The organism is Leucobacter denitrificans (genome assembly GCF_014396385.1).
GTDB classification, from domain to species: domain Bacteria; phylum Actinomycetota; class Actinomycetes; order Actinomycetales; family Microbacteriaceae; genus Leucobacter; species Leucobacter denitrificans.
Genome location: NZ_CP060716.1, coordinates 976,283 through 997,810 on the forward strand (window position 1 = coordinate 976,283; position 21,528 = coordinate 997,810).

The window sequence follows — 21,528 nt, forward strand, 5'->3', positions numbered from 1 at the left end:
GAACGTTGGTTGTAATGGCAACTAATTGATACAATGGGGGCATGCACACTCCTCTCGCACATCCAGAGCGCGTGGCAATCGCCCGCCTGCACGCACTGCTCGAGCTCTTGCCAACAGCGCTCGACAAGCGACTGCGCCCAGCGGGAATCACGGCATTTGAGTACACCCTGCTCGAGACGCTCGCCGAGGCAGACGGCCAGCGCATGCGCATGAGCGAGGTCGCGGCAAAGACCAATGCGTCACTCCCCCGACTGTCGCGGGTCGCGAACTCGCTCGAACGTCGCGGCCTCACAGAGAGGTCTGCGTGCGCCGAAGATGCCAGGGCCACAAACCTCGTGCTCACCGAACTAGGAGCTGAGGCGTACCGGCTCTCGCAGGAGCTCTACGCGACGGCTGTTCGAGAACTCATACTCGACGGGCTCGAAAACCTTCCTGGCGACGGAATAGCGGGCCTCTCAAGCGTGACCTACGCGGTGCTATCAAGCCTGGACCCACGCGGGGCCAGCACGGCTGCTTGGTCTCCGCAGGCTTGCGCAGCCGATCCTGCTGCTGAGTCTGCTGACTCTGCCGAAGACCAGACCTGTGTTGCCGACCCGGTGGCCCCTGCCGACACCGACGAACCCGAAGTCTGCGCTGCCGATCCGCTCGCTACGCCAGAACGAGAGCTCGCTCAGCGCTAACCCACCCAGCCGCAGGTTCTCGGGTAGGTTTGTTGCGGCATGAACAAATCAACGACACTCCCCGAATCGGGCGCTCGCTACCGCCCCGAACCGTCGGTACTTACTGCACTCAAGACTCCGCGGCTCCTCACGAAAGAGGCGCTCGCCGGACTCGTGGTCGCGCTCGCGCTTATCCCCGAGGCGATCTCGTTCTCGATTATCGCCGGAGTCGATCCCAAGGTCGGGCTGTTCTCGTCGTTCATCATGGCAATCACCATCGCCTTTGTGGGCGGCCGCCCAGCGATGATCAGTGCAGCCACTGGCGCAGTGGCACTCGTGATCGCACCGGTTGCTCGAGAACACGGCATGGACTACTTTATCGCCACGGTCATGCTTGCTGGAGTGTTCCAGATTCTTCTCGCCCTGTTCGGTGTTGCAAAGCTCATGCGCTTCATCCCTCGCAGCGTCATGGTGGGCTTTGTAAATGCTCTCGCGATCCTCATCTTCATCGCGCAGTTCCCCCACCTCATCGGTGTGCCGTGGCTCGTGTATCCACTGGTGGCTCTCGGGTTGCTCATCATGGTGTTCATGCCGAAGATCACCCGGGTCATTCCGGCACCGCTGGTGTCAATCCTCATCGTCACCGCTGTCGTGATCGTGTTCGCGATCCAGGTTCCGACCGTTGGAGAGCAGGGTGAACTCCCCCGCAGCCTCCCCGAACTCTTCATTCCGCATGTGCCCTTGACCTGGGAAACGCTCACCATCATCGCACCGTATTCCCTGGCGATGGCGCTCGTTGGCCTCATGGAATCGCTCATGACAGCGAAGCTCGTCGATGCCATCACCGACACCCATTCGAACAAGACTCGCGAGTCCTGGGGTCAGGGCGTCGCCAACATCGTTTCCGGCCTGTTCGGCGGTATGGGCGGCTGCGCGATGATCGGCCAGACGATGATTAATGTGAAGGTATCGGGTGCCCGCACCCGCATCTCAACGTTCCTCGCAGGCGTATTCCTTCTCATCCTCATCGTGGTGCTCGGCGATATTGTCGGCATCATCCCGATGGCCGCACTTGTTGCCGTCATGATCATGGTCACCATCGGCACCTTTGATTGGCACTCCATTGCGCCGTCGACGCTGAAGCGCCTCCCCAAGAGCGAGACGTTCGTCATGGTTGCGACCGTGGCAGTTGTCGTGGCGACGAATAATCTCGCCATCGGCGTGATCGTTGGCGTGTTTGTCGCGTCGGTGATGTTCGTGCGGCGGGTCGCTCACTTCGTCTCAGTGGATCGAAAACTCACCACCACCCAGGGCGTCGAGTCGGCCCACTACACCGTGACCGGCGAGCTCTTTTTCGCTTCGAGCAACGACCTCACAACCCTGTTCGAGTACACGCGCGACCCCGACCGCGTGGTCATAGACATGACCCAGTCCCACATCTGGGATGCATCGTCGGTTGCGGCCCTCGACGCGATTGTGACGAAGTATGCGCAACACGACAAGTCGGTCGAGCTCATCGGCATGAACGAGTACACCTCAAAGTTCCACACGAGGCTTTCGGGAGAACTCGGCGGCTAATCTTCGAGTCACGCCCATTCCAGGAGCCGTGGTCATCCCTTAGCGGGGCCAACCTCGTTCAGCGCGTCGCATTCCCAAAATGCGGATTCTACGCTTACGCTATGAACACGCAACGGCGCGTGTTGAACGTGGTTGCGCCTTCGAAAGGAGTCTCACATGTCTGACACCCTGACCCAGCCAACCACGGGCTCACGCCTGGCCGCCGAAGTCGTTGGAACATTCATACTTGTGCTTGGCGGAGTCGGCACCGCCGTATTCGCCGCAGGATTCGTGGGTGATCCAAGCAGCCCGGTCAACGTTGGCTTTCTTGGCGTCGCACTAGCTTTCGGGCTTACCATCGTAGTCGGCGTCTATGCGTTCGGCCCTATATCGGGCGGCCACTTCAACCCCGCCGTCACCTTGGGCCTCGCCGCCGCTGGACGCTTCGCCTGGAAGGATGTCGCGGGATACGTCATTGCCCAGATAGTCGGTGGCGCAATCGCTTCCTCGCTCATATTCGCGGTCGCAATGGGGCAACCGGGCGGTTACGACGGAACGCTTGGAGCCAACGGCTATGGAGATGCTTCTCCTGGCGGGTACAGCCTGCTCTCCGTAGGCCTCATAGAGGTCGTTCTCACTGCGGTGTTCCTCTTCGTCATCATCGGCGCAACGTCAGACCGTGCTCCCGCCGGGTTCGCAGGCATTGCGATCGGCCTCACACTGACACTTATCCACCTGATCTCAATCCCAATATCAAACACATCGGTGAACCCGGCGCGCTCTATTGCGAGCGCAATTTACGGTGGATCCGAAGCCCTCATACAGCTCTGGGCATTCCTCGTGTTCCCAGCTCTCGGCGGCCTGCTTGCGGGATGGCTATTCAAACCACTCTTCGAGGCTACGCGACGCGTACCAAGTGCCTAGAGTGCAGGGCGCTTAGAGTACCGAGCTAACTCAATCCCTGGGTATTCCCGACAAGCTTCGCGTTGAGAGCATCTCGGGTTGAGACTCCGAACTTTCGCATAATGCGATGCATATGGCTCTCCACAGTGCGAACACTCAATACCAAGTGGGTTGCAATGTCTTGATTACTCAAACCCTTCGCGGCGAGCGCAGCGACTTCGCGTTCTCGCTTCGAGAGGAATGTGCGCATCGTGCCAAATCGCGTGGTGTTGAATACTCTGCTGCCCGCCGAAGTTCGCAGGCGCCGTTCCTCTTTCAAGGCTTTCATTCGCGCAGGAATCGCATCTTTCTCGCCGAACCATTCCGCCGCGCGCCCATAGGCGGCGAGCGCGACACCATTTCGCGCATGTCGCTCGAGTATTTTCCCCGCTTGGAAAACACCTTCCGGATCTCGAGCCTCGAGGGCCGCAAGATAACGCCCCTGGGCGCCGAGCACCGTCGCGTCGGGAAATTCCTCAAGGAGTCGAAGCGTTTCCGCCAATCGATCCTTGTTCATCGAAATCTCGACGCTCGCGAGCATTCCAAGCTGTGCGGCATAGATCGCACCTCTTTCTTTTAGCGACTGGGACGCCTTCCATAGCGTTTCAGCGCCAGCCTGCGCATTCCCGTTGAGAATCTCAATTTGCGCGTCGATCCAAGCGATTTGCTGTCCGGGTAGGGGGCCATTCTCCTCACCCTCTGACCGCGCCATCTCGGCGTATTTCTGACACAGTGCAATTTGACCTTTGCTGGTCGCCAGAACAGAAGCACCAACGAGGATTGCTATACGGCTTCCGGGAGGAAGCGGCGAAAGCTCGCCCGTTGATAGCGCTACGTCGACAAGGCTGCCGAGCTCCTGCATATCCCCACTGTGCAAATGTGCATACGCGACCGCACCTGCGAACAGTCGGAACGCAGGGAGATCAAGCGATCCCCGGGCTTCGTCGAGACCATTGCTGAGATCCCGCAAGCCTGACTTGTAGTGCCCTTGCGCCAGCTGAGCCATGCCATAGAGAGCCCGCGCCGTGACCCTAATGCCTTCGGGGTCAAGGCGCTTAAGTTCTCGATAAACCCGCGTAGCATCTTTCAAGCGGCACCCAATCGTGAGCACCTGCAGTTGAGTTTCGAGAAGCACAATTTGTATGTTCTGAGGCAGGTCCTCTGTGACTTCAAGGGCAGCTTCAAACCCCTCAGGCACAGCTCTGCAATCGGCCAAAATACTGATTCGCTTCGCGTCGAGCATGCGGCCATACTCCTTGAGTTCTGGAGCGCGAGTTTCCAGCAGTTCAACAGCCTGGTCCACTTCAGACATCCTGTAGGCGAGCCACTCCGCCTGGCGCGCACAGAATTCTGCGCGAGAGGCGAGGTCTCCTGCTTCCCAATCTGTCTCAGTAAAAATGCGTTCGATCGTCGGGCACGTTGCCTCGAGCCCAATTTGGGAGAGCACCTCAAGGTAACTGTTCGCCGAACTCACGGTTGGGGTCTTCTCCCACTCATATGACGCGACCAACTGGAGTGTTTTCGAGTTCTCTCGAAGCATGCCCGCGAACAGTGCATCCTTCTGTTCCGCACCCGCGTCTGGCGTATCCCAAGTCGAGTCAATGTCGAAGTTTCTCGATGTTGTTCCAAGCACATCATTGATCCGCTCGGTGAGTCGAATACGTCGCGCTGAAAGTGGATCGTGACGAAAGTAACTATTGAACAGCGGCGGTACAACAGAAACCAAATTGCTCCGTGCGCCCTGCGCAAACGCAATCATCGCCCGTTCCTCGAGAACTTCGAGCGTGGTCCAGTCAACGAGATTCCTCACGGTTTCAACGTCAGCAGGGCCGATCATAGCGATCGTTTCGAGGGCGTCTCGGGCCACTGGCTCGAGACTTTCCAGGTGCATCTCCATGACAGCGCGCAATGCTGGACTCCATAACTCGCCAGCGGCCGTCCACGCATTTCCGTCGATTTGAACCAGCGCGCCATCACGGCTCATTGCGTCGACGAGCGAGAGCGCGAGACCCACATTTCCACCCGTCTTTGCATAGATGCGCCTCGACGTTCCGGGTTCTATTGGACCGCCGAGATAACTGCTTACCGCAGCGTCTAGGTCGTCAAACCGAAGCGGGAGCATATCGATAACATACGTTGGCTCCAACGTAGATGCGTGCAGACCTGTCGGCGTATGGCGTGCACGTAGCCCTTGGAGCCGCGAAATCACGATTGGTACACCGGTGGTACGTCGCACGTACTCAATGACACCCCAGGAAGCCTCGTCCAAGTCATCCCAGTCGTCGAGAAAGAAGACCGTCTGGTCATCAGTAACCAACTCAGTGAGTTGTCGCCCGATTTCTTCGATGACCCCATCGATGCGGCGGGCGGGCGCCAGCTCAACGATGCCTGAGAGCGCAAGAGCGGCGAATGCGTTCTGTCGCAAGGAAGCCACTCCACGAACCTGAAATACAGTCCATTGGTGACTGGTGAGGCGCGATGACAACTCCTGCATAAATGCAGTCCGGCCGCTCCCGCGGCTTCCTACAACATCTACGCTCAGCCCAGCCTCGATAAGGCTCTGAGCTTTCGCAAGACTTCGGTCGCGCCCCTTCACGTCCGGCGCCTCCCTCCTCATCGAGTTCCTCGCTTATCCTTAACGGTAACACGCGCCAAAAAGCTCGCGGAGCACGAAGCCCAATCCACTGACTGGCGTTTACGTGTGCGCTCCATCGACTCCCTAATCTTCAAACTGCGTCGCAATAACTATCTCGCCATGAGAGAAGCAGGACTCTTAGATGCGTCCCAGTGCTTCGCCAGCGTACGCGCACGCGCGTGGCTGTTTGCAACGGATGTCTAAGACTCAGGGCATCCAGTCTCAATTGCCGTATGAATTCTCATCCAATTAAGTAGTTAAGAGGCAAAAGTAAGTAGTGAGACGGTGCAATATGCGTGTTGAAAAGCGGTGACGATTGCGGAGATTGTCTCGAGAGGCAAACCTTTTCCCGCTCTCGCGCTGACATTCACCGATCCGCTCCGCGCTAAGCAAACACGTAAAGGTCTTTGATTTGAGACACAATCATGGCTTCTGCATACGTAAAGCAGAGACTTCTCCTACGTATTCTGACGCGATTCGTACGCAAAGTGACGAAATCGTCATTTCCTGGGGGCTCGGCAGGCCAAACTAGTGAACGTACTCGAGACCTCACCAAAGAGCATCCCCCAATTTAACTCCACGGTGCGGTTACCTCAGTACGACAGAACCCTATCTGTCAGACGCTCCGGTGGTTTCTCCCCCTAGTTACCACCGGAGCGTTGGGGTCTCTACGCAGTCACCCGCAAGACGAGTTCGACGCGGTCACACGCAGATATCAGCTAGGCACAGAAGCGATCACTAACGCAGCAGCCTATACGGCTGAAAGCTATGTATATGCGAACAGTCGACCAGGCGGCACTCGAAACTCAACAAGCGTTTCAGAGGTGTCCCCACAGCGGGTGTCAGGCAAATTGAACGACGGCCCTAGAACGGGCGCCTTATTGTCGTGCGCGCCGCCGTCCGCGTTGCCCGTTGCGATAGCCGGCGCGCCAGAAAGTAACCCAGACGGCTGCAGTGCCGACGGTGTAATAGACAGCCCACCAGGGAAATCCAGGCACCTGCGGGCGAGTATTCGCCATTGTGACATCTTCTGCGGGGGTTGGAGTCACCCGCTCACCAGTGATAAGTATGCGATGCGTGTTTATGCCAAGTGGCGTGCAGGTGACCAGCGTGACGAGATCTCTATGCGCTTCGGCGCGAATTTCTTCGGTCGCGTCGGGGTCGACGACCTCGATCTTCATTACTCGGTAGGTCAGCACTTCACCAAGAACCTCGATAATTATCGAGTCGCCCTTTTCGACTTTGTCGAGGTTGGTGAACATGGTCGAGTTCGCAAGGCCACGATGCCCTGTGAGCACAGAACGAGTGCCAGCTCCTCCGACCGGAAGTGAAGTACCCTGCAGATGGCCAACGCCTTTGAGCAAGGTCTCGTCGCTCGTGCCGTGGTAGACAGGCAGATCTAGATCGATTGATGGCACCAAGAGGCGCGCCATGGTTCCAGTCGGACTTGCTTTGAGGAGTTTCCAATAGTCGAAAGATTCGCCTGCTTCGGAAATAGCAATTCCGGTTCCCTCTGCGACATTCGCGCCACCTGAGTAGATTGCGCCAGATTGCAGAAGTTCATTATATTTGCGTGCCTCAGAGAGACCGACTTTCAATTTGTTTCGAGCTGCCTCGGCGTTAGCTTCAACTTGATCGAACACGATGTTCGACTGGTTGTACTGCGACACCCAGGCAGCCGCGGATGGGTAGAGAAGTAGCGAGAGTCCGACTTGCACGAGCAAGGCAATGGAAAGGCTTGATCTACTAAGTTTCCAATGTCGAATGCGTTGTGTGTCGCTAGTTCGTGCCATGACGAGGTTCCCCACCCTAGTTTTCGTTTGATAGCTGCATCGGGAGCGTGCCTTCAGAGGGATCTCCGATGACACGCTCCCAAGCCAGTAGCGTTTGCTAGTTGGCTATGCTTCCTGCGGCTGCTCTTCGCGACGGCGGCGGGCCACCAGGAAGATTCCAGCGCTGAGTGCGAGGAGGGATGCACCGGCTGCCATCATCAAGACGGTTCCCGACCCACCGGTGATTGGGAGCGAAGGCAGGTCGCCCTCAGTCGCGCCAACCTGATTATTCACGATTGTCACGTACGGTGAATCCGCATCGGCAACGTTCAGGAGCATTCCGCCGTTCAGCGGCTTGAAGCCGAGCGGAGTGACCGACTCGTAAACGCAGTAGTTGCCTTCAACCAGGGTGGTTTCCGATACGAAGCCGTTGGCGTCCGATTCGAGACCCGCGAACACGCGAGTCTCATTCGCATCTGGTTCAGCAGGACAATCTACGGCGTCAGCGGCCGCGGTATAGACGTCAAACTGTGCTCCAGCGAGAGGTGAGTTCGCCTGATTTTCATCTTTCCAGTTCGCCACTTTGTAGATCCACGACTTCGAAACAAATGTTTCCGGATCAACGACCTGGGGACCTGTGCCCGGATCAGTGCTCTTGTTGTTGACAGTGATTACTGCCTCATTCTCGGTTGAGGCCGTGCCATCTGCCTGACCGTCAATGGTGAGCACAATCTTTCCGCCGATGTTTGCGTCGAGCTTTGCGAGTCCGCTCGCCGTCAACGAGAGGACTACTTCTTCCCCGCCCACAGTCGAGGCAGCTGCAGGTGTCAACGTGTAGTCACCGCCATCAAGTGTGACTTCTGCCCCACTCGAATCATGCAACGCCACGGTTGCGCTCTCAAAGATAATCGCATCGTTCAGCTTGTCGTTGATGCGAAACTCTGAGTAGTTCTCCCCGTTGGAAAGAGGCATCACTGGGACGGTGACGGTAAAGGTGACCTGATCACCAACCATGTCCGCAGTTTTCGTTGAACCGGATCCAGCAACGATATTCTTCGGGTAGATCACTGGGTTGTAGTTCCACTGAGTACCAGAAGTACCGGGATACGGCAGCGTAATCAGCGATGGCTGCGCGACCGACACCGCGTTGGCCGCTGGGGTCGATTCGTAAACAACGTATGCGAGATCCGAAGCCAGGTCCGAGAACTGAGTTTCACCAGTGGTTCCGCTCGTGGTTTGTTCACTGCCACAGGTGAGCGTGAGCTGAGTCGCCCCCTCCATGACTACTGGCGTGTTGTCTACGCCGAGCGCAACACTCAGGTCAGTGAGTCGCTGCCAATCTGCCGACTTGGTGAGGTCGATTCCGTCAACCGAGCAGGCTGTGAAGCCAGCTACCAGTGGCGTTGCACCAGTGGTATCGAGCGCGGTGCCGTCGTTCGGGCCGAACGACGTCGAAGGCTGCTCTAGCTTGTAGACCGTAATCGAGCCGGGGGTCCCGTCTCCCGGTGCCGCAAAGGCAGGAGTTGCCACTGTGGCAAGTACGCCTGCCGCAAGCGCGGCAGCACCGAAGCGGGCGACTCGTCGCCTCGACGATGTGTGCGTGTTCTTGATCATTTGTTCCTCTCATTTGTTGGTTGTGCGTAAGCACGGCGGCGCGACAGCGCCCTCGGCAACTCGGTGCCGAAATCTGTTAAGACTGACGGTTTCTAGTGCATGGCCAGGCGTCGGCGTCGAGCTTCAAAGCCGATGAGTGCGAGTGAAAGTGCCCCCAGTCCAAGCGCAGTAAAGATCCAACTTCCAAGACCACCAGTCAGCGGAAGTGTCGGCCTGGCCTCGGCAGATACTGCGACCGTGCGGAAGATGTTTGGTTGGCCTTGAACGACAGTGTCTACCGCGTCCTTACCGCCGAGATCTTCCCAGCATTCTTCGGGCACAGTCGTTGGTACGGCAGACGCAGCCAGACAATCGTTGTCCTCAAGATTGAGCTTCTGAATCGCGAGTACTGTCGTCCCATCGGGAGCGGTCGCGCTGAGCGAGTATCCGCCCGGCAGAGTCTCAAGTACGTTTGCACCCGCTCCAAGTTCAAAGTTGAACTCTGAGTTTGAGGCCTCGGCGGAGAGGGTCCAATCACTCGTAGGCTCAAGAGTTTGGCCCCCAACCTGCTTCGTCACCAAGGCCGTGATTGCCGCTTGGTTAACAATCGAGCAGCGGATCGGTTCCTTCACGTCGTCCGTGAGGCTGATCTTGAGTTCACTGGCCTGTGGATCAAATATCTCATTCGGCAGTGTTACCCCATCGGCATCGGTACATGTAGGGGTGCCCTTCTGCACGTAAAAGGCGGCATTGCTGGAAGTGTTTTCATCTGAATGCAGACGCTCGCCAATCGTGTAGATCACGTCTCGTTCAAGCTTGACTGGATCGCTACCGTTCAACACGTACTCGCCGCTAGCGCTCGTGGCAGTGATGTCCCAGTTACCCGCCCCCGGTAGGGTGTTTCCAGACGGCCCGTTTTGTATAGGCGCGACGACCTTGGACCCCTGAGTCTCAACGCTCGTGGATACTCGAACCGCACACGGTGGTGCCGAGTGTTCCGATTCGTTTCCTGCTTCGTCGACCTGGGTAGCAGTGAAATTGTAGTTTCCGCTCTTGAACTCAGTGTCGAAGGTGTAGCTCCAGGTACTTCCAGAGATTGCTGCGTCGGCTACATATTCACCGTCTTGATACACGCGTACCGAAGCTCCAGCTTCAACACCTCCGCCACCAACGGTGGGAGTTGTGTCCTCAGTTGGCGATGCCGGACAATCCATCGAAACTGCCGCTGGCGCAACCGTATCTACGGTGAATGTCACACCCCAGCGTGTGGGAGCCTCGATATCGTCAGGGTTTGACGGGTCACTCGTAATACTGAACCCTGACGCATGTTCAGTTTGCAGTGCTACCACGGAGTAGGGCCCATCAATAAGTGGAGTCTCTGGCACAAAGGTATAGGTCCATCGACCAGACTCGTCGACCATCACTTCACAAGTTGCAGATTCGCAATCGTGATCGCCATCGGCGATGACATTAAGAGAGCTACTGTGCACGTCCGTGATCGTGGATGCTGCCCCAAACTTTAGAGTTATCGAATGTCCCGGTGAGCCGGTGCCACTCAAAACGATGCTGCCGTTGTTATTTGTGGAGGAACCGACGGCCGGCACTTCGATTACTGGCGCGTCTGGCGCATGAATTTCATACTTGTATACGGCTGTACCCGCGGTCCAACCTAATGCACGGGCAGCTTCAACCATTTCTCCGTCGGGTGCGAAAAGATCGCCAGCAGTGTACTGCGCCGCCGGTGCTTTTGACTCTGCTTCAGCATTTGTAATGTTCAGGGGGCTATGTGCCTCAGGCCATACGATGAGGCGGTAATAACCGGTTCCTCCGGCGTCCGTAAAGTCAACGGAACCATCCGTGCCAACTCTTTCAGTCAGACCCTGCGCGGCTGCTTCCTCGGTATACGCTAGCGTGGGCGCCCCAGGCGTTGCGGGAACAACATTCTTCACGACATTGCTGTTGCTCGCGGTGTATGGGCCGCGACTCGGAGTAACTCCGGACACATGTATCGGGGCGGTGTTGATCGCCGTAACCAGGCTGCCATCTTCGTGAACCCAAGCAAACCAAAATGAATCACTCACCGAATTTTCGGGTCCACTGTCTACCGAATTAAAGGCGTTGTTGACGAGTTCAACGCCAATAGAGTTTGCAGGAAGAACGCCAGGGCTGAAACCGTTGAGTCCGAAGTCGAGCACTGCTGCCCAGTTGGCCTGACGTTGTGACCACAATGAGTGCCGATCGTCGTACTGAACCTGCACAACCGGACCCTGTGTGGCGTTCACACCTTGGATGAAGCCTCCGTAGTTCCAGTAATCTACTGGAAACTTGGTGAGGGCAGAGCTGAACCAATTATTCGTATCGGCAGAATAGGATAAGTACCAGTTCATCTGACCCGGATCGACAATGTTCGGCACGGAATCGATGAGATTCATATCGCCAACAGCAGAGATGACAAGGAAGTCATTCTTGCCGCTCGAGATCACTTTGTGAATTGTGAAGTACTGGTCCTGGTTGCGTGACCAGCGATCTGCGCCAGCACCACCGTCCATGGTATTGAGGTAGTACAGATTTACTGGGTTGCCGTGCTTGCCGGCGAAGTCGTAACCCAGGCGCAAATAGTCGCCGTCAACAGCAGTGAGCTGTCCCGTGGTTGGATTCACATACCCTCGTGGCACTTTCAACACGAACGAGGTTCGAAATTCATCAACAGCCGTGTCGATCTTGTCATTGAACGCAATGAACTTGAAAACTTCAGGTGCTGCCTCGGCAGTCGCCGCGTGCGCCGCAGTTACATTCTGCGGCCCTACTGTAGTGGCTGCGCCAATCGAGCCTCCCAGCATCGTCGCTACGATTGCTGCCGCCCCAAACATGCGCCCGCGTGCGGCGACGCCATGTTTGCGTTTGCGACCGAAAATTCGAGCCGAAAGCTTCATTCGCCTACCTCAAGTTGACTAGAAAATGTGTATGACGTTTCGGCGTGATCTTCAAAGGTTCAGCCCGTCGTCAGCTCCCCGTATCGGGCAAGCACTAGTAAGTATGAGGTTGCGAAGGTTTAGAAATAGTTCTCTACCTATAGTTCAGAACATCAACCCCCAAGATTAAGTAGTCTTCGCTCGCGTTTAGGTAGTGGCGGGATCAAATTAAGTAGTCGAAGGAGAAACCATACGGAATACTGGGGGTCATGAACTCCGGATCCACAATGCGAGCAATTGGTCAGCAAGAACTTGGCGGAGCCGAGGTACTTGAAATATTCATGGCCGAACGACCCAAGCCTCGAGCGAACGAGGTTCTCATTCGAGTGCACGCAGCGAGCTTGAACCCAACGGACTGGAAGCACCGCGCGACGGGAGGATTTCTCGGATCACCTCCGTTCGTCCTCGGTTGGGACCTCTCGGGGACAGTGGAGGACGTAGGAGTTGGCGTCGCGAGGTTTGCGCCGGGCGACGAGGTGTTCGGAATGCTGACCTACCCGTTTGGCCATGGTGCGCATGCGGAATACGTGAGTGCTCCTGCAAGATTTTTCGCGCACAAACCAACCGAAGTGGATCATGCGCAAGCGGGGGCGCTCCCACTCGCATCTCTGACTGCCTGGCAGGCTCTTGTCGAGTACGCAGACGTACAGCCTGGCCAGCGTGTGCTCATTCACGCGGCAGCGGGTGGAGTAGGCCATCTCGCAGTACAGATCGCGAAGGCACGCGGAGCATATGTCATTGGAACCGCCAGCGAACCAAAGCACGAGTTCCTCAGAAGCATCGGGGCGGACGAGACGATCGATTATCGATCCACCGACTTTGCAGATGTACTTAGCGACATCGATGTCGTGCTCGATACGCTTGGCGACGACATCTCGATGGGGTCGTTGAGAGTATTGCGCCCTGGCGGAATTGTCGTGTCGATACGGCCCACTGGGCCGCAAGAGTTTTACGACGAAGCGGATCAACTAGGAGTGAGAGCCTTACGGATGCTCGTCGACTCGTCGGAGCACAACATGCGAGAAATAGCCGAACTCGTTTCAACAGGGAAACTACGCGCGACTATTGCGCAAAGCTTTCCGTTCACGGAAGCCGCAGAAGCTCATCGGCTGGGTGAAACAAATCGCACGGTTGGGAAGATAGTACTAACGATGGATTGAGTTATCCACAGTTAGACGCAAGCTGGGCGGGCAGCGCCAGCGATGCCCCTAGGATTGTGCACCATGAGTATTTTCTGGAAACGAACCCTTGCCATCACCACTATCACCGCAGCTGCGACCCTAGGCCTCACCGAATGTGGTGACGGGGCCGCCGAGAAAGCACCCTCGACAGAACAGTCAACCGAAACCCAGAAGACAGAATCCACTCAGCTCACCGAAGAAGATTTCGCTGAGCGAATTGGCGCAGCGCAGATTGCCGCCGGCAGCGTGCACAACGAGGTGACTATGACCGCAAATGGTCAGTCCACAATGATGAGCGGCGATGTCCAGCTTTCAGATGACCCCTCGGCCCTCAAGATGAGCATGTCGATGTCAGCCCCCAGCGCTATGCAAATCGTTGTCGTCGATTCCATGTTGTACATGAACATGGGAGAGATGACCCAGAACAAGTTCGTCGCAACAGACCTCAATTCTCCCGAGGCAGGCCAGTACGCTTCGATGATTTCGCAGAGCAACCCCCAGAAGCAGATGGAGCTGTTTTCTGAAGCACTCACTGATTTCGAGGTTTCTGATGAAACCGTTGAGGTCGACGGAGTCGAAACTTACGAATACACGCTCACACTTGACACAGCGACGCTGCTCTCGGGCCAGGGTGTGCCCACAGAGGGTGCAGAGCTCCCTGAAACAATGACCTACGTGATGAACGTAGGTGCCGACGATCTTCCTCGCCGATTCGTCATGGACCTGCAGGGCACTACCGCAGAGTCGAACTTCACCAAGTGGGGCGAACCCGTATCGATCGAGGCCCCATCGGCTGACCAAATCGTCGAGATGTAGCCGCGCTATTTACTCAGGTTTACGGGTGCCCTTCACTGGCGCGCTTTGTTTGATTGCTAGAGTTGCTCTGGTAGAACCACACTGGGCGCGATGGAGGGCACCTATTGACTGAGATCCTCAGACTCGAACACGTAGATTTCATACGGAGTCACCGCCACATACTTTCGGACATTAACTTCACTGTAAATGCCGGTGAACATTGGGCACTAATTGGGCCAAATGGTGCGGGGAAAAGCACCATCATGAGCATGTGCGGTGCCGTCAATCACCCCTCGGGCGGCTACGTATACGTGCTCGGGCACCGGCTAGGTCGCGTCGACATTCGTTTTCTCCGTCAAAAGATCGGCCATGTGAACCCCAGGCATCCGTTGAGATCTGCCCTCACGGGGCGGCAAGTTATGCTTACTGGACTCACCGGAACCACCGAGCTCATGGTGCGTTGGGAATCCGACGTCGACGCCGAGTCTCGTGCCGATGAACTTGTTGGACTACTCGGAATGCATGACCTCCAACATCGAAACTGGGAAACCATGTCGCAGGGAGAGCGCGGGCGCACGCTCATAGCGAGGGCGCTTATGTCTGATCCACCACTGCTGCTGCTCGATGAGCCATCAACCGGGCTCGATGTCGCGGCGAGGGAGGAATTTCTCGCCACCGTCGATGAGCTACACGAGCTCCAACCTGAGCTTGCGACCGTCTTAGTAACCCATCACCTCGAGGAGCTTCCCGAGACCACGACCCACGCGATGCTCATCAGGGACGGGCGAGTACACGCTTCAGGAGCAGCGACCGAGGTGCTCACAACCGAGCTCGTCTCAGAATGCTTTTCGTACCCCATCAAAATTGATCACCAAGACGGGCGTTGGCAAGCGCGCGCAATGCGTGTGAGATCGAAGGTGACGGCGTAAGGCCCGGGCCGGAAGGCGCCAGCCTTGGACCCCGCCTTCTAACGACCAAAGCGTGTGAGTCTACCTCTCACCCTTCTTGCTCTACTTCAGGTTCTGGCCCGAAAATGAAGGAGTTACCGGTAATTGCGTCGACCTCAATCCGCACAAAGGTCGGCTTCCGTGTCGCCACGTAGGGGCGTAGCGGCAGTTCTTCAGCGGCAGCGATCTCTTCATCGGTATCGAGTATGCGAGCTTGACCGTGAATGACGACACTCCACGCCCCCGTTTCACCGATGAGATCGACCTCAAAGGTCACTGCGGGGGTGATCGTGAGCCCAGCAAGCTTGCTTCCCGCACTCGTACGAATAACAAGCCCACCGTCACAAATGACGTAGTTCACTGGCACGATATCAACGAGCTCGCGAACACGCGTAGCGATGCGGCCGACGCTCTGTGTCGCAAGATGTTCCCAGCACTCAGATTCAGTGAGTTTCTGGACCGGCTCCCTATCGTTCATATCCCAATTCTTCCCTACCCAGCGGGCAAATGGAAGACACCTGTTGTCTGACCTCAAAGGTAGACTTCGGGGGTGCCCGAAACGCAGAAACCTCGCCTCCCGTTCGAGGTGTGGGCTCTCGTCGCAGGGGGTTTCAGCGTTGCACTCGGTTATGGGGTTGTGGCACCTGCGATCCCCCAATTTGCACTCGAGTTTGGTGTGACGAATTTCGCCGCCTCGGCGATTGTCAGTGCATTCGCACTCATGCGCCTGGTTGGCGCACCCCTCGCTGGTTGGGTGACAAACAAACTTGGTGAGCGACGCACCTACACGATGGGAATCCTCATCGTCGCCGCCTCGACCGGAGCCGCAGCACTCGCGCAGAACTACGTGCAGTTCCTCGGGCTCCGTGGCATTGGTGGCCTTGGATCCGCAATGTTCTCAATCTCGGCAACCGCGCTAATCATCAAGCTGAGCCCACCCGACGCACGGGGCCGAGTCGCAAGTCTCAACGCAGCAGGCTTCCTTCTCGGAGGCTTGCTCGGGCCCGTGTTTGGCGGACTCGTTGCAAGCTTCGGGATCCGCGCACCGTTTGTCTTCTACTTTTTCACCCTGCTCGCTGCTGCTCTCGTCGTCGCGGTTGCTCTGCGCAAGTCAACCCTTGCTGCCAGAGCCACCCCTGTCGATGGCGACGACACAGGCATGCGCTTTGGTGACGCGCTCAGAGTGCCTCAGTATCGCTCACTGCTTCTCTCCGTCTTCACATTTGGTTGGGCGTCGTTCGGGGTTCGGGTGTCCATCATCCCGATCCTTGTCGCAGTGGCGTACGGAGGCGACGCGGCGATGGCCGCATGGGTACTCGCTGGCTACGCGGCCGGTAACGCGCTGCTCATCTTCCCGTCAGGCAGATGGAACGACTCGATCGGCCGAAAGCCCATGCTCATCATCGGCATGGCCGTGCTCGCAGTCTCATACTTCGTCGTACCGGCATCACCGAATGTCTGGGTGGCCCTTGCTGTCATGGCGGTGGCCGGTGCTGGCTCAGCGCTCGTGAATCCCGGGCAACAGGCCGTACTCGCGGATGTGCTTGCGCAGCGCCGCGGCGGCAGCGTCGTGGCCGGCTATTCGATGACGAGCGACCTGGGCGGGGTGCTTGGCCCGCTCATCGCGGGCGCAATCGTGGATTTCGCGGGATTCGGATGGGCCTTCGGAGTGACAGCTGTGCTACTCGCGATAGCTGCAATCGTGTGGACAATACTGCCCGACTCACGCTCACTCAAGACCGATGAGACAGCGAAGGTCGAGTAGCTTGGAGTATTTTCTTGCTTCACTCCCACTAGCGGTCATAGTGCTGCTCCTACTGATTCGAGTCCCGGCTCTATATGCCATCTCAGCAACGATCGTGCTCACACTTATCTTGGCCTGGGAGTTCCCGCTACGATCTGCCGTACTGACAGAGTCTCTGCCTTCGACGCTTGAACTTTCAATTACACTCGCGCTTATCATGTTCGGTGGTATCGCACTCGCGAACCTGCTGCATGCCTCGGGGGCACAGAAAGACATCAACACCTGGTTGAATCGTCTCGTGGTGAGCCCCGAACGGGCCGCGCTGTTTTATGGGCTTGTGCTCGTGCCACTCATTGAGTCTCTAGTCGGATGGGGCCTCGGAGTGATCACGGGCATACCCATGCTGCTCGGCACTGGGCTTTCGAAACTCAAAGCGATCCAGATTGCCCTGCTCGGAATGATGCTGTGTCCCTGGGGAGCATTCGCACCATCGCTCATTGTCGCGTCTGACTTCACCGGTTTCAGCCAAACGACTATCGGCACGGTCACCGCGTTCTACAATGTGCCGGTCATCTTCATACTCGCGATCTCGATACTCGTGGTGCACGGCGGCGCGGCACTGCGCGTAAAGATGTGGATCGAGTGCCTTGCGACGGCTTCGATGATGGGCATCACGTTGATTGCTGTCAATGCGTTTGTGGCACCATCGCTCGCGGGAGTTTTGGCATCGCTAGGAGCAGCCGTCATCCTCGTGCTTTTTGCTCGCCGGGGACAACAGGAGTATCACCCACCAACAGCGTTGGCCGTGCGAGGCATGATGCCCTATGTGATCGTGCTCGTTGGGCTCGCGCTGAGCACGATCCTTGCCGCCTTCGTCGGGCCATCGACGTACACGAAGCTTCTTACGAACCCGGCCACCTGGCTCACAGTCGCGGTTGCCTTCACCCCGCTACTCGTTCGCATGGCGTCGCGCGACACCTGGAGTTCGCTGGCCTCGAGCACCCGCGCCTGGGGGCCAGCATTCAGCGTGACGTTACTGTTCGTGCTATTTGGTGTCTTGCTGAGCCTGAATGGAATGGGAACGTCGCTCGCAGAAGGCATCGCTCTGCTGGGCGGGGCGTTCGCTGTGCTTGTTCCGATAAGCGGCTTCATCGCGGGATTCGTCACCAGTTCTAATACCGCCTCTGCCGCGATGCTCGCCGGGCCTCTGAACGTTTCGGCATCCGGGCTCGGGTTAGATTCCGTGCACGCAGTCTCGGTGCAGACGGCGGCCTCAGGTGCCGCGGTGATGTGTTCGCCAGCTCGCGCGGAGGTTTCAAGGCAAACAGCGAATTTGCTCTCCCCTGGGGGCGACGAAGGTGTCACCGTCGCCCGAATACTGTCGCCGGCGCTCCTCGCTAACACAATCATTGTCGCCCTACTTGCCGGGCTCGGGTACATCTTTTTCTAGGCGACTCCCCCATCACTCGGCGCGCGTCACTAGTATGGGGGCCACGCGTCTTGCGTATTGAATTGCCAAAGGAGTCGATTCACGTGGGTACACCAACTGTTGTTATGTATGGAGTTGGCGCGATGGGAAGCATCATCGCGCGCATGCTGACCGAGCGCGGGGCCGAAATCGTCGGCGCCGTCGGCCGGTCGACGATCGGAAAGCCGCTCAGCGAGGTCACGGGCATACCGAACGTCACGGTCACTATTGAGGGTGACATCGAGGAAGTCGTGCAACGTACACGACCGGACCTAGTCGTGATGACTACCGCGAGCTACATGGAAGATGTGAAGGAGGGCGTGCTTGCGTGTCTGAAACACGGAGCAAACGTGATCTCACTCGCTGAGGAGAACCTCTACTCGTGGCACACAAGCCCAGAGGACACCGCCGAGATTGATGCAGTCGCGAAAGAGCACGGCGTCACATACACGTGCTCGGGTCACCAAGATGGGTACTGGGTGCAACTCGTCGCCACGCTCATGGGCACCGCGCACCACATTGATGAGGTACGCGGGCGGGCTTCGTGGAACGTCGAGGACTTCGGTCCTGAACTCGCGAGAGACCAGCAGGTCGGTGACACGCTCGAGGAGTTTGCAGAGTGGCTGCGTGGGGCTGAGCGCCCGCCGACATTCGGAAGGCCGACGCTCCACGCGGTGGCCGCGGCAAGCGGTCTCACCGTCGTTGAATCATCTACGGCGACCGAACCCGTTCTCGCGACCGAAGACACCTACTGCAAGGCGCTTGAAATGACAGTGCCTGCTGGCAAGGTGCTTGGTTTCACCGATATCGATACCGTGCGCACTGCTGAAGGGCCCGTACTCGTGCTCGAGATGACTGGCAAGGTGTACGTCGAGGGTCAAGCAGACAGCAACGCTTGGGAGCTAAAAGGTGAGCCCGACCTCGATCTCGAGAACCAAGTACTTCCGACGCACCTTACGACCTGCGCAACGCTCGTGAACCGTGTGCCGCAGGTATTGAACGCCGAGCCCGGTTACGTGTCAGTCGCTGAGTTGCCGCCCTTGCGGTTCCAGCCTGGCAATATTGCGGATCACCTCACCGCACGCTGAGCGAGTTAGATTATAGGTCATGAAGGGAGATACGCACAGTGGATACTGCCTCTTGGCGAGTTCGAGAAGAATGAATACACCAAGAGGGGTCGCTAACGGACAGATCCACCGTCGCTGACGCTGAGAGCATTACCAACCGCGCCCTTATCGCCACCAAGGAGGGCCCAGCTGAGACATGTGCGGAATTGTTGGAGAACTGCTGTTCACACCAGGTGCGCCAGATATGCGTGCTGTGGAGCGGATGATGGCATCAGTCGAGCATCGCGGCCCCGATGACGGAGGTATGTGGAGCCGGCAGTGGGCAGCATTCGGACACCATCGTCTTGCGATCATTGATCTCAGCGAGCGCGGGTCACAGCCAATGACCGACGAGAACCTCGGCCTTACCGTCGTGTTCAATGGGTGCATCTACAATCATCACGAACTGCGCGAAGAGCTACGGGACGAGTTCGAATTCACGTCAGAGAGCGACACTGAGGCAATACTCAAGGCGTACGCAAAGTGGGGCGAGGATTTTGCCGATCACTTGTATGGCATGTTCGCGATCGCAATCTTCGACGAACGCCGAAACCGCGTCGTTTTCGCGCGCGACCGCCTCGGCATCAAACCGCTCTACTTCACGCGCAACGATGGGAGGCTCCGATTCGCCTCGACGCTACCCGCACTCATCGCGGGCGGGGGCGTCGATACAACGCTCGACCCCATCGGACTGCACCACTACCTGAGTTGGCACTCGATCGTTCCCGCACCTCGCACGATCTTGCGGGGCGCAGAGAAGCTTCCGCCCGCCACCGTGCGGGTGGTTGAAAGTGATGGTCGCACCCGAGATCGCGTGTATTGGTCAGCCGACTACCGGAGAGACGCGAGCCGCTCAGAGTGGGATACCGACGACTGGATAGAGGCGCTGCATATGACGCTCAGCGCTGCGGTCAAGCGACGGCTGGTCTCGCATGTTCCGGTCGGTGTGCTGCTGTCGGGTGGACTCGACTCAAGCCTTATCGTCGCACTACTCAACGAACTGGGCGTCGAAGGTCTACAAACCTTCAGCATTGGCTTCGACAGCATCGGCGAACGGCAGGGTGACGAGTTTGCATACTCCGATCTCATCGCAAAGCACTTTGATACAGATCACCACCGATTGCACATTCCAGGAGACGACCTGCCGTCCGCCGTTCCTCACGTGATCGAGAGCATGAGCGAGCCTATGGCTTCGCACGATGTGGCCGCCTTCTACCTGCTCGCAGAAGCCGTCTCCGAGCACGTGAAAGTCGTGCAGACGGGGCAAGGTGCCGATGAATTGTTCGCGGGTTATGGCTACCATCAGCCACTTGCCGACGCCTCGCGGTTGCATGCGCTCGACCTGTTCACTGCTTCGTTTCGTGACCGCAGCCACGACGAGTTACGCGAGATACTCGAGGCCGAACACGTGGGCGAGACCGATGTGAGTATGAAGCTGCTTGAAGAGCAATTTGCCGACCTCGCAACCGACACTGCGGTCGACGCTGTACTGGGGCTCGACACCCACACGTTCATGCCCGACGACCCGGTGAAGCGAGTAGACAATATGACGATGGCATGGGGTCTCGAGGCGCGCGTTCCGTTTCTTGACCACGAGCTAGTTGAACTTGCGGCGCAGTGTCCGCCAGAGCTCAAGACGATGCAGGGCGGTAAAGGCCTGCTCAAGGAGTTGGGCAGAAGAATGCTGCCTCACGAGGTCGTTGACCGACCAAAGGGGTACTTTCCGGTACCCGGCTTCACCGAGTTGCGCGGTGAGGTGCTCGACATGGTCGGTGATGTTTTGACAAGCCGAGCAGCGCGCGACCGCGGAGTTTTCCGTGGCTCGTACGTCGACGAACTACTGAGCAATCCCAACGGGCACAACACCCCGGCGGGCAGTAACCCGCTGTGGTCAATCGCAGTGCTCGAGATGTGGTTGCAAAGACACCTTGTCGGGTCGTAACCCGAGGACTGCGGTAAAAATAAGGAACCCCCACGAGTAGAAGCCTCATGGGGGTTCAGCAGCGGCGTAATGACCGCTACGTGGCTCCGACCGGCATCGATCCGGTGACCTTTCGATTTTCAGTCGAACGCTCTACCAACTGAGCTACAGAGCCAGGCGATCTCTTGACCTGAAACCAGAGCAGTCAATCACCTGAGATAAAGAAACCCCTCCGA

At 57.7% G+C, this 21,528-nt stretch carries 15 protein-coding genes and 1 tRNA gene; 10 read left to right on the forward strand and 6 right to left on the reverse strand.

Going from position 1 to position 21,528, the window contains the following annotated elements:
* Positions 1–41 precede the first annotated feature (41 nt).
* The 3 genes from H9L06_RS04710 to aqpZ all read left to right on the forward strand — a co-directional run bounded on the left by H9L06_RS04710 (position 42) and on the right by aqpZ (position 3,140).
* Positions 42–680, forward strand: a complete 639-nt coding sequence (locus H9L06_RS04710) for a MarR family winged helix-turn-helix transcriptional regulator (RefSeq protein ID WP_187556076.1) — start codon at positions 42–44, stop codon at positions 678–680.
* A 39-nt stretch (positions 681–719) separates the two neighbouring features.
* The gene (locus H9L06_RS04715; protein WP_187556077.1) at positions 720–2,237 is read left to right on the forward strand and encodes a SulP family inorganic anion transporter; all 1,518 of its coding nucleotides are present in this window, start codon (positions 720–722) and stop codon (positions 2,235–2,237) included.
* 156 nt (positions 2,238–2,393) lie between these two features.
* Positions 2,394–3,140 carry an aquaporin Z gene (gene aqpZ, locus H9L06_RS04720; RefSeq protein WP_187556078.1) on the forward strand — a complete coding sequence of 249 codons (747 nt, stop codon included), beginning with the start codon at positions 2,394–2,396 and terminating at the stop codon, positions 3,138–3,140.
* 25 nt (positions 3,141–3,165) lie between these two features.
* On the opposite strand, the gene H9L06_RS04725 is transcribed toward aqpZ, so the two are convergent.
* The 4 genes from H9L06_RS04725 to H9L06_RS04740 form a co-directional block, all read right to left on the reverse strand.
* Positions 3,166–5,592, reverse strand: a complete 2,427-nt coding sequence (locus H9L06_RS04725) for a helix-turn-helix transcriptional regulator (RefSeq protein ID WP_187556079.1) — start codon at positions 5,590–5,592, stop codon at positions 3,166–3,168.
* 1,079 nt (positions 5,593–6,671) lie between these two features.
* The gene (locus H9L06_RS04730) at positions 6,672–7,511 is read right to left on the reverse strand and encodes a class C sortase (RefSeq protein WP_223165216.1); all 840 of its coding nucleotides are present in this window, start codon (positions 7,509–7,511) and stop codon (positions 6,672–6,674) included.
* A 180-nt stretch (positions 7,512–7,691) separates the two neighbouring features.
* Positions 7,692–9,179 (reverse strand): SpaH/EbpB family LPXTG-anchored major pilin, encoded by a 1,488-nt coding sequence (locus tag H9L06_RS04735; protein ID WP_187556081.1) that lies wholly within the window; start codon positions 9,177–9,179, stop codon positions 7,692–7,694.
* A 92-nt stretch (positions 9,180–9,271) separates the two neighbouring features.
* A complete protein-coding gene (locus H9L06_RS04740; RefSeq protein WP_187556082.1) occupies positions 9,272–12,091 on the reverse strand; it encodes an Ig-like domain-containing protein in 2,820 nt (939 codons plus the stop codon).
* Between the two features lie 248 nt (positions 12,092–12,339).
* Between H9L06_RS04740 and H9L06_RS04745 the strand changes: the two genes are divergently transcribed.
* The 3 genes from H9L06_RS04745 to H9L06_RS04755 all read left to right on the forward strand — a co-directional run bounded on the left by H9L06_RS04745 (position 12,340) and on the right by H9L06_RS04755 (position 15,035).
* The gene (locus H9L06_RS04745) at positions 12,340–13,290 is read left to right on the forward strand and encodes an NADP-dependent oxidoreductase (RefSeq protein WP_187556083.1); all 951 of its coding nucleotides are present in this window, start codon (positions 12,340–12,342) and stop codon (positions 13,288–13,290) included.
* A gap of 63 nt (positions 13,291–13,353) precedes the next feature.
* Entirely contained in the window at positions 13,354–14,127 is a 774-nt protein-coding gene (locus tag H9L06_RS04750; protein WP_187556084.1) for an SCO4651 family lipoprotein, read from the forward strand.
* A 104-nt stretch (positions 14,128–14,231) separates the two neighbouring features.
* Positions 14,232–15,035: an ABC transporter ATP-binding protein gene (locus H9L06_RS04755; RefSeq protein WP_187556085.1), complete on the forward strand. Its 804-nt coding sequence runs from the start codon at positions 14,232–14,234 to the stop codon at positions 15,033–15,035.
* 67 nt (positions 15,036–15,102) lie between these two features.
* On the opposite strand, the gene H9L06_RS04760 is transcribed toward H9L06_RS04755, so the two are convergent.
* Positions 15,103–15,531 (reverse strand): pyridoxamine 5'-phosphate oxidase family protein, encoded by a 429-nt coding sequence (locus H9L06_RS04760; RefSeq protein ID WP_187556086.1) that lies wholly within the window; start codon positions 15,529–15,531, stop codon positions 15,103–15,105.
* A gap of 72 nt (positions 15,532–15,603) precedes the next feature.
* Here H9L06_RS04760 and H9L06_RS04765 point away from each other — a divergent pair, with 72 nt between their 5' ends.
* The 4 genes from H9L06_RS04765 to H9L06_RS04780 all read left to right on the forward strand — a co-directional run bounded on the left by H9L06_RS04765 (position 15,604) and on the right by H9L06_RS04780 (position 21,313).
* Positions 15,604–16,818, forward strand: coding sequence for an MFS transporter (locus H9L06_RS04765; protein ID WP_187556087.1), 1,215 nt, complete (start codon positions 15,604–15,606; stop codon positions 16,816–16,818).
* Positions 16,819–17,014: 196 nt separating this feature from the next.
* A complete protein-coding gene (locus tag H9L06_RS04770; RefSeq protein WP_343069261.1) occupies positions 17,015–18,247 on the forward strand; it encodes an L-lactate permease in 1,233 nt (410 codons plus the stop codon).
* An 83-nt stretch (positions 18,248–18,330) separates the two neighbouring features.
* On the forward strand, positions 18,331–19,353 hold the full coding sequence (locus tag H9L06_RS04775; RefSeq protein ID WP_223165217.1) for an NAD(P)H-dependent amine dehydrogenase family protein: 1,023 nt from the start codon (positions 18,331–18,333) through the stop codon (positions 19,351–19,353).
* A gap of 175 nt (positions 19,354–19,528) precedes the next feature.
* Positions 19,529–21,313, forward strand: coding sequence for an N-acetylglutaminylglutamine amidotransferase (locus H9L06_RS04780; RefSeq protein ID WP_187556089.1), 1,785 nt, complete (start codon positions 19,529–19,531; stop codon positions 21,311–21,313).
* Positions 21,314–21,394: 81 nt separating this feature from the next.
* Here H9L06_RS04780 and H9L06_RS04785 read toward each other — a convergent pair.
* Positions 21,395–21,467, reverse strand: a tRNA-Phe gene (locus H9L06_RS04785).
* Positions 21,468–21,528 lie beyond the last annotated feature (61 nt).

Coding starts and splice junctions, on each gene's coding strand:
- H9L06_RS04745 (WP_187556083.1), top strand. CDS start 12,340: ATGAACTCCGGATCCACAATGCGAGCAATTGGTCAGCAAGAACTTGGC.
- H9L06_RS04735 (WP_187556081.1), bottom strand. CDS start 9,179: ATGATCAAGAACACGCACACATCGTCGAGGCGACGAGTCGCCCGCTTC.
- H9L06_RS04770 (WP_343069261.1), top strand. CDS start 17,015: ATGTTCGGTGGTATCGCACTCGCGAACCTGCTGCATGCCTCGGGGGCA.
- H9L06_RS04780 (WP_187556089.1), top strand. CDS start 19,529: ATGTGCGGAATTGTTGGAGAACTGCTGTTCACACCAGGTGCGCCAGAT.
- H9L06_RS04760 (WP_187556086.1), bottom strand. CDS start 15,531: ATGAACGATAGGGAGCCGGTCCAGAAACTCACTGAATCTGAGTGCTGG.
- H9L06_RS04715 (WP_187556077.1), top strand. CDS start 720: ATGAACAAATCAACGACACTCCCCGAATCGGGCGCTCGCTACCGCCCC.
- H9L06_RS04710 (WP_187556076.1), top strand. CDS start 42: ATGCACACTCCTCTCGCACATCCAGAGCGCGTGGCAATCGCCCGCCTG.
- H9L06_RS04750 (WP_187556084.1), top strand. CDS start 13,354: ATGAGTATTTTCTGGAAACGAACCCTTGCCATCACCACTATCACCGCA.
- aqpZ (WP_187556078.1), top strand. CDS start 2,394: ATGTCTGACACCCTGACCCAGCCAACCACGGGCTCACGCCTGGCCGCC.
- H9L06_RS04740 (WP_187556082.1), bottom strand. CDS start 12,091: ATGAAGCTTTCGGCTCGAATTTTCGGTCGCAAACGCAAACATGGCGTC.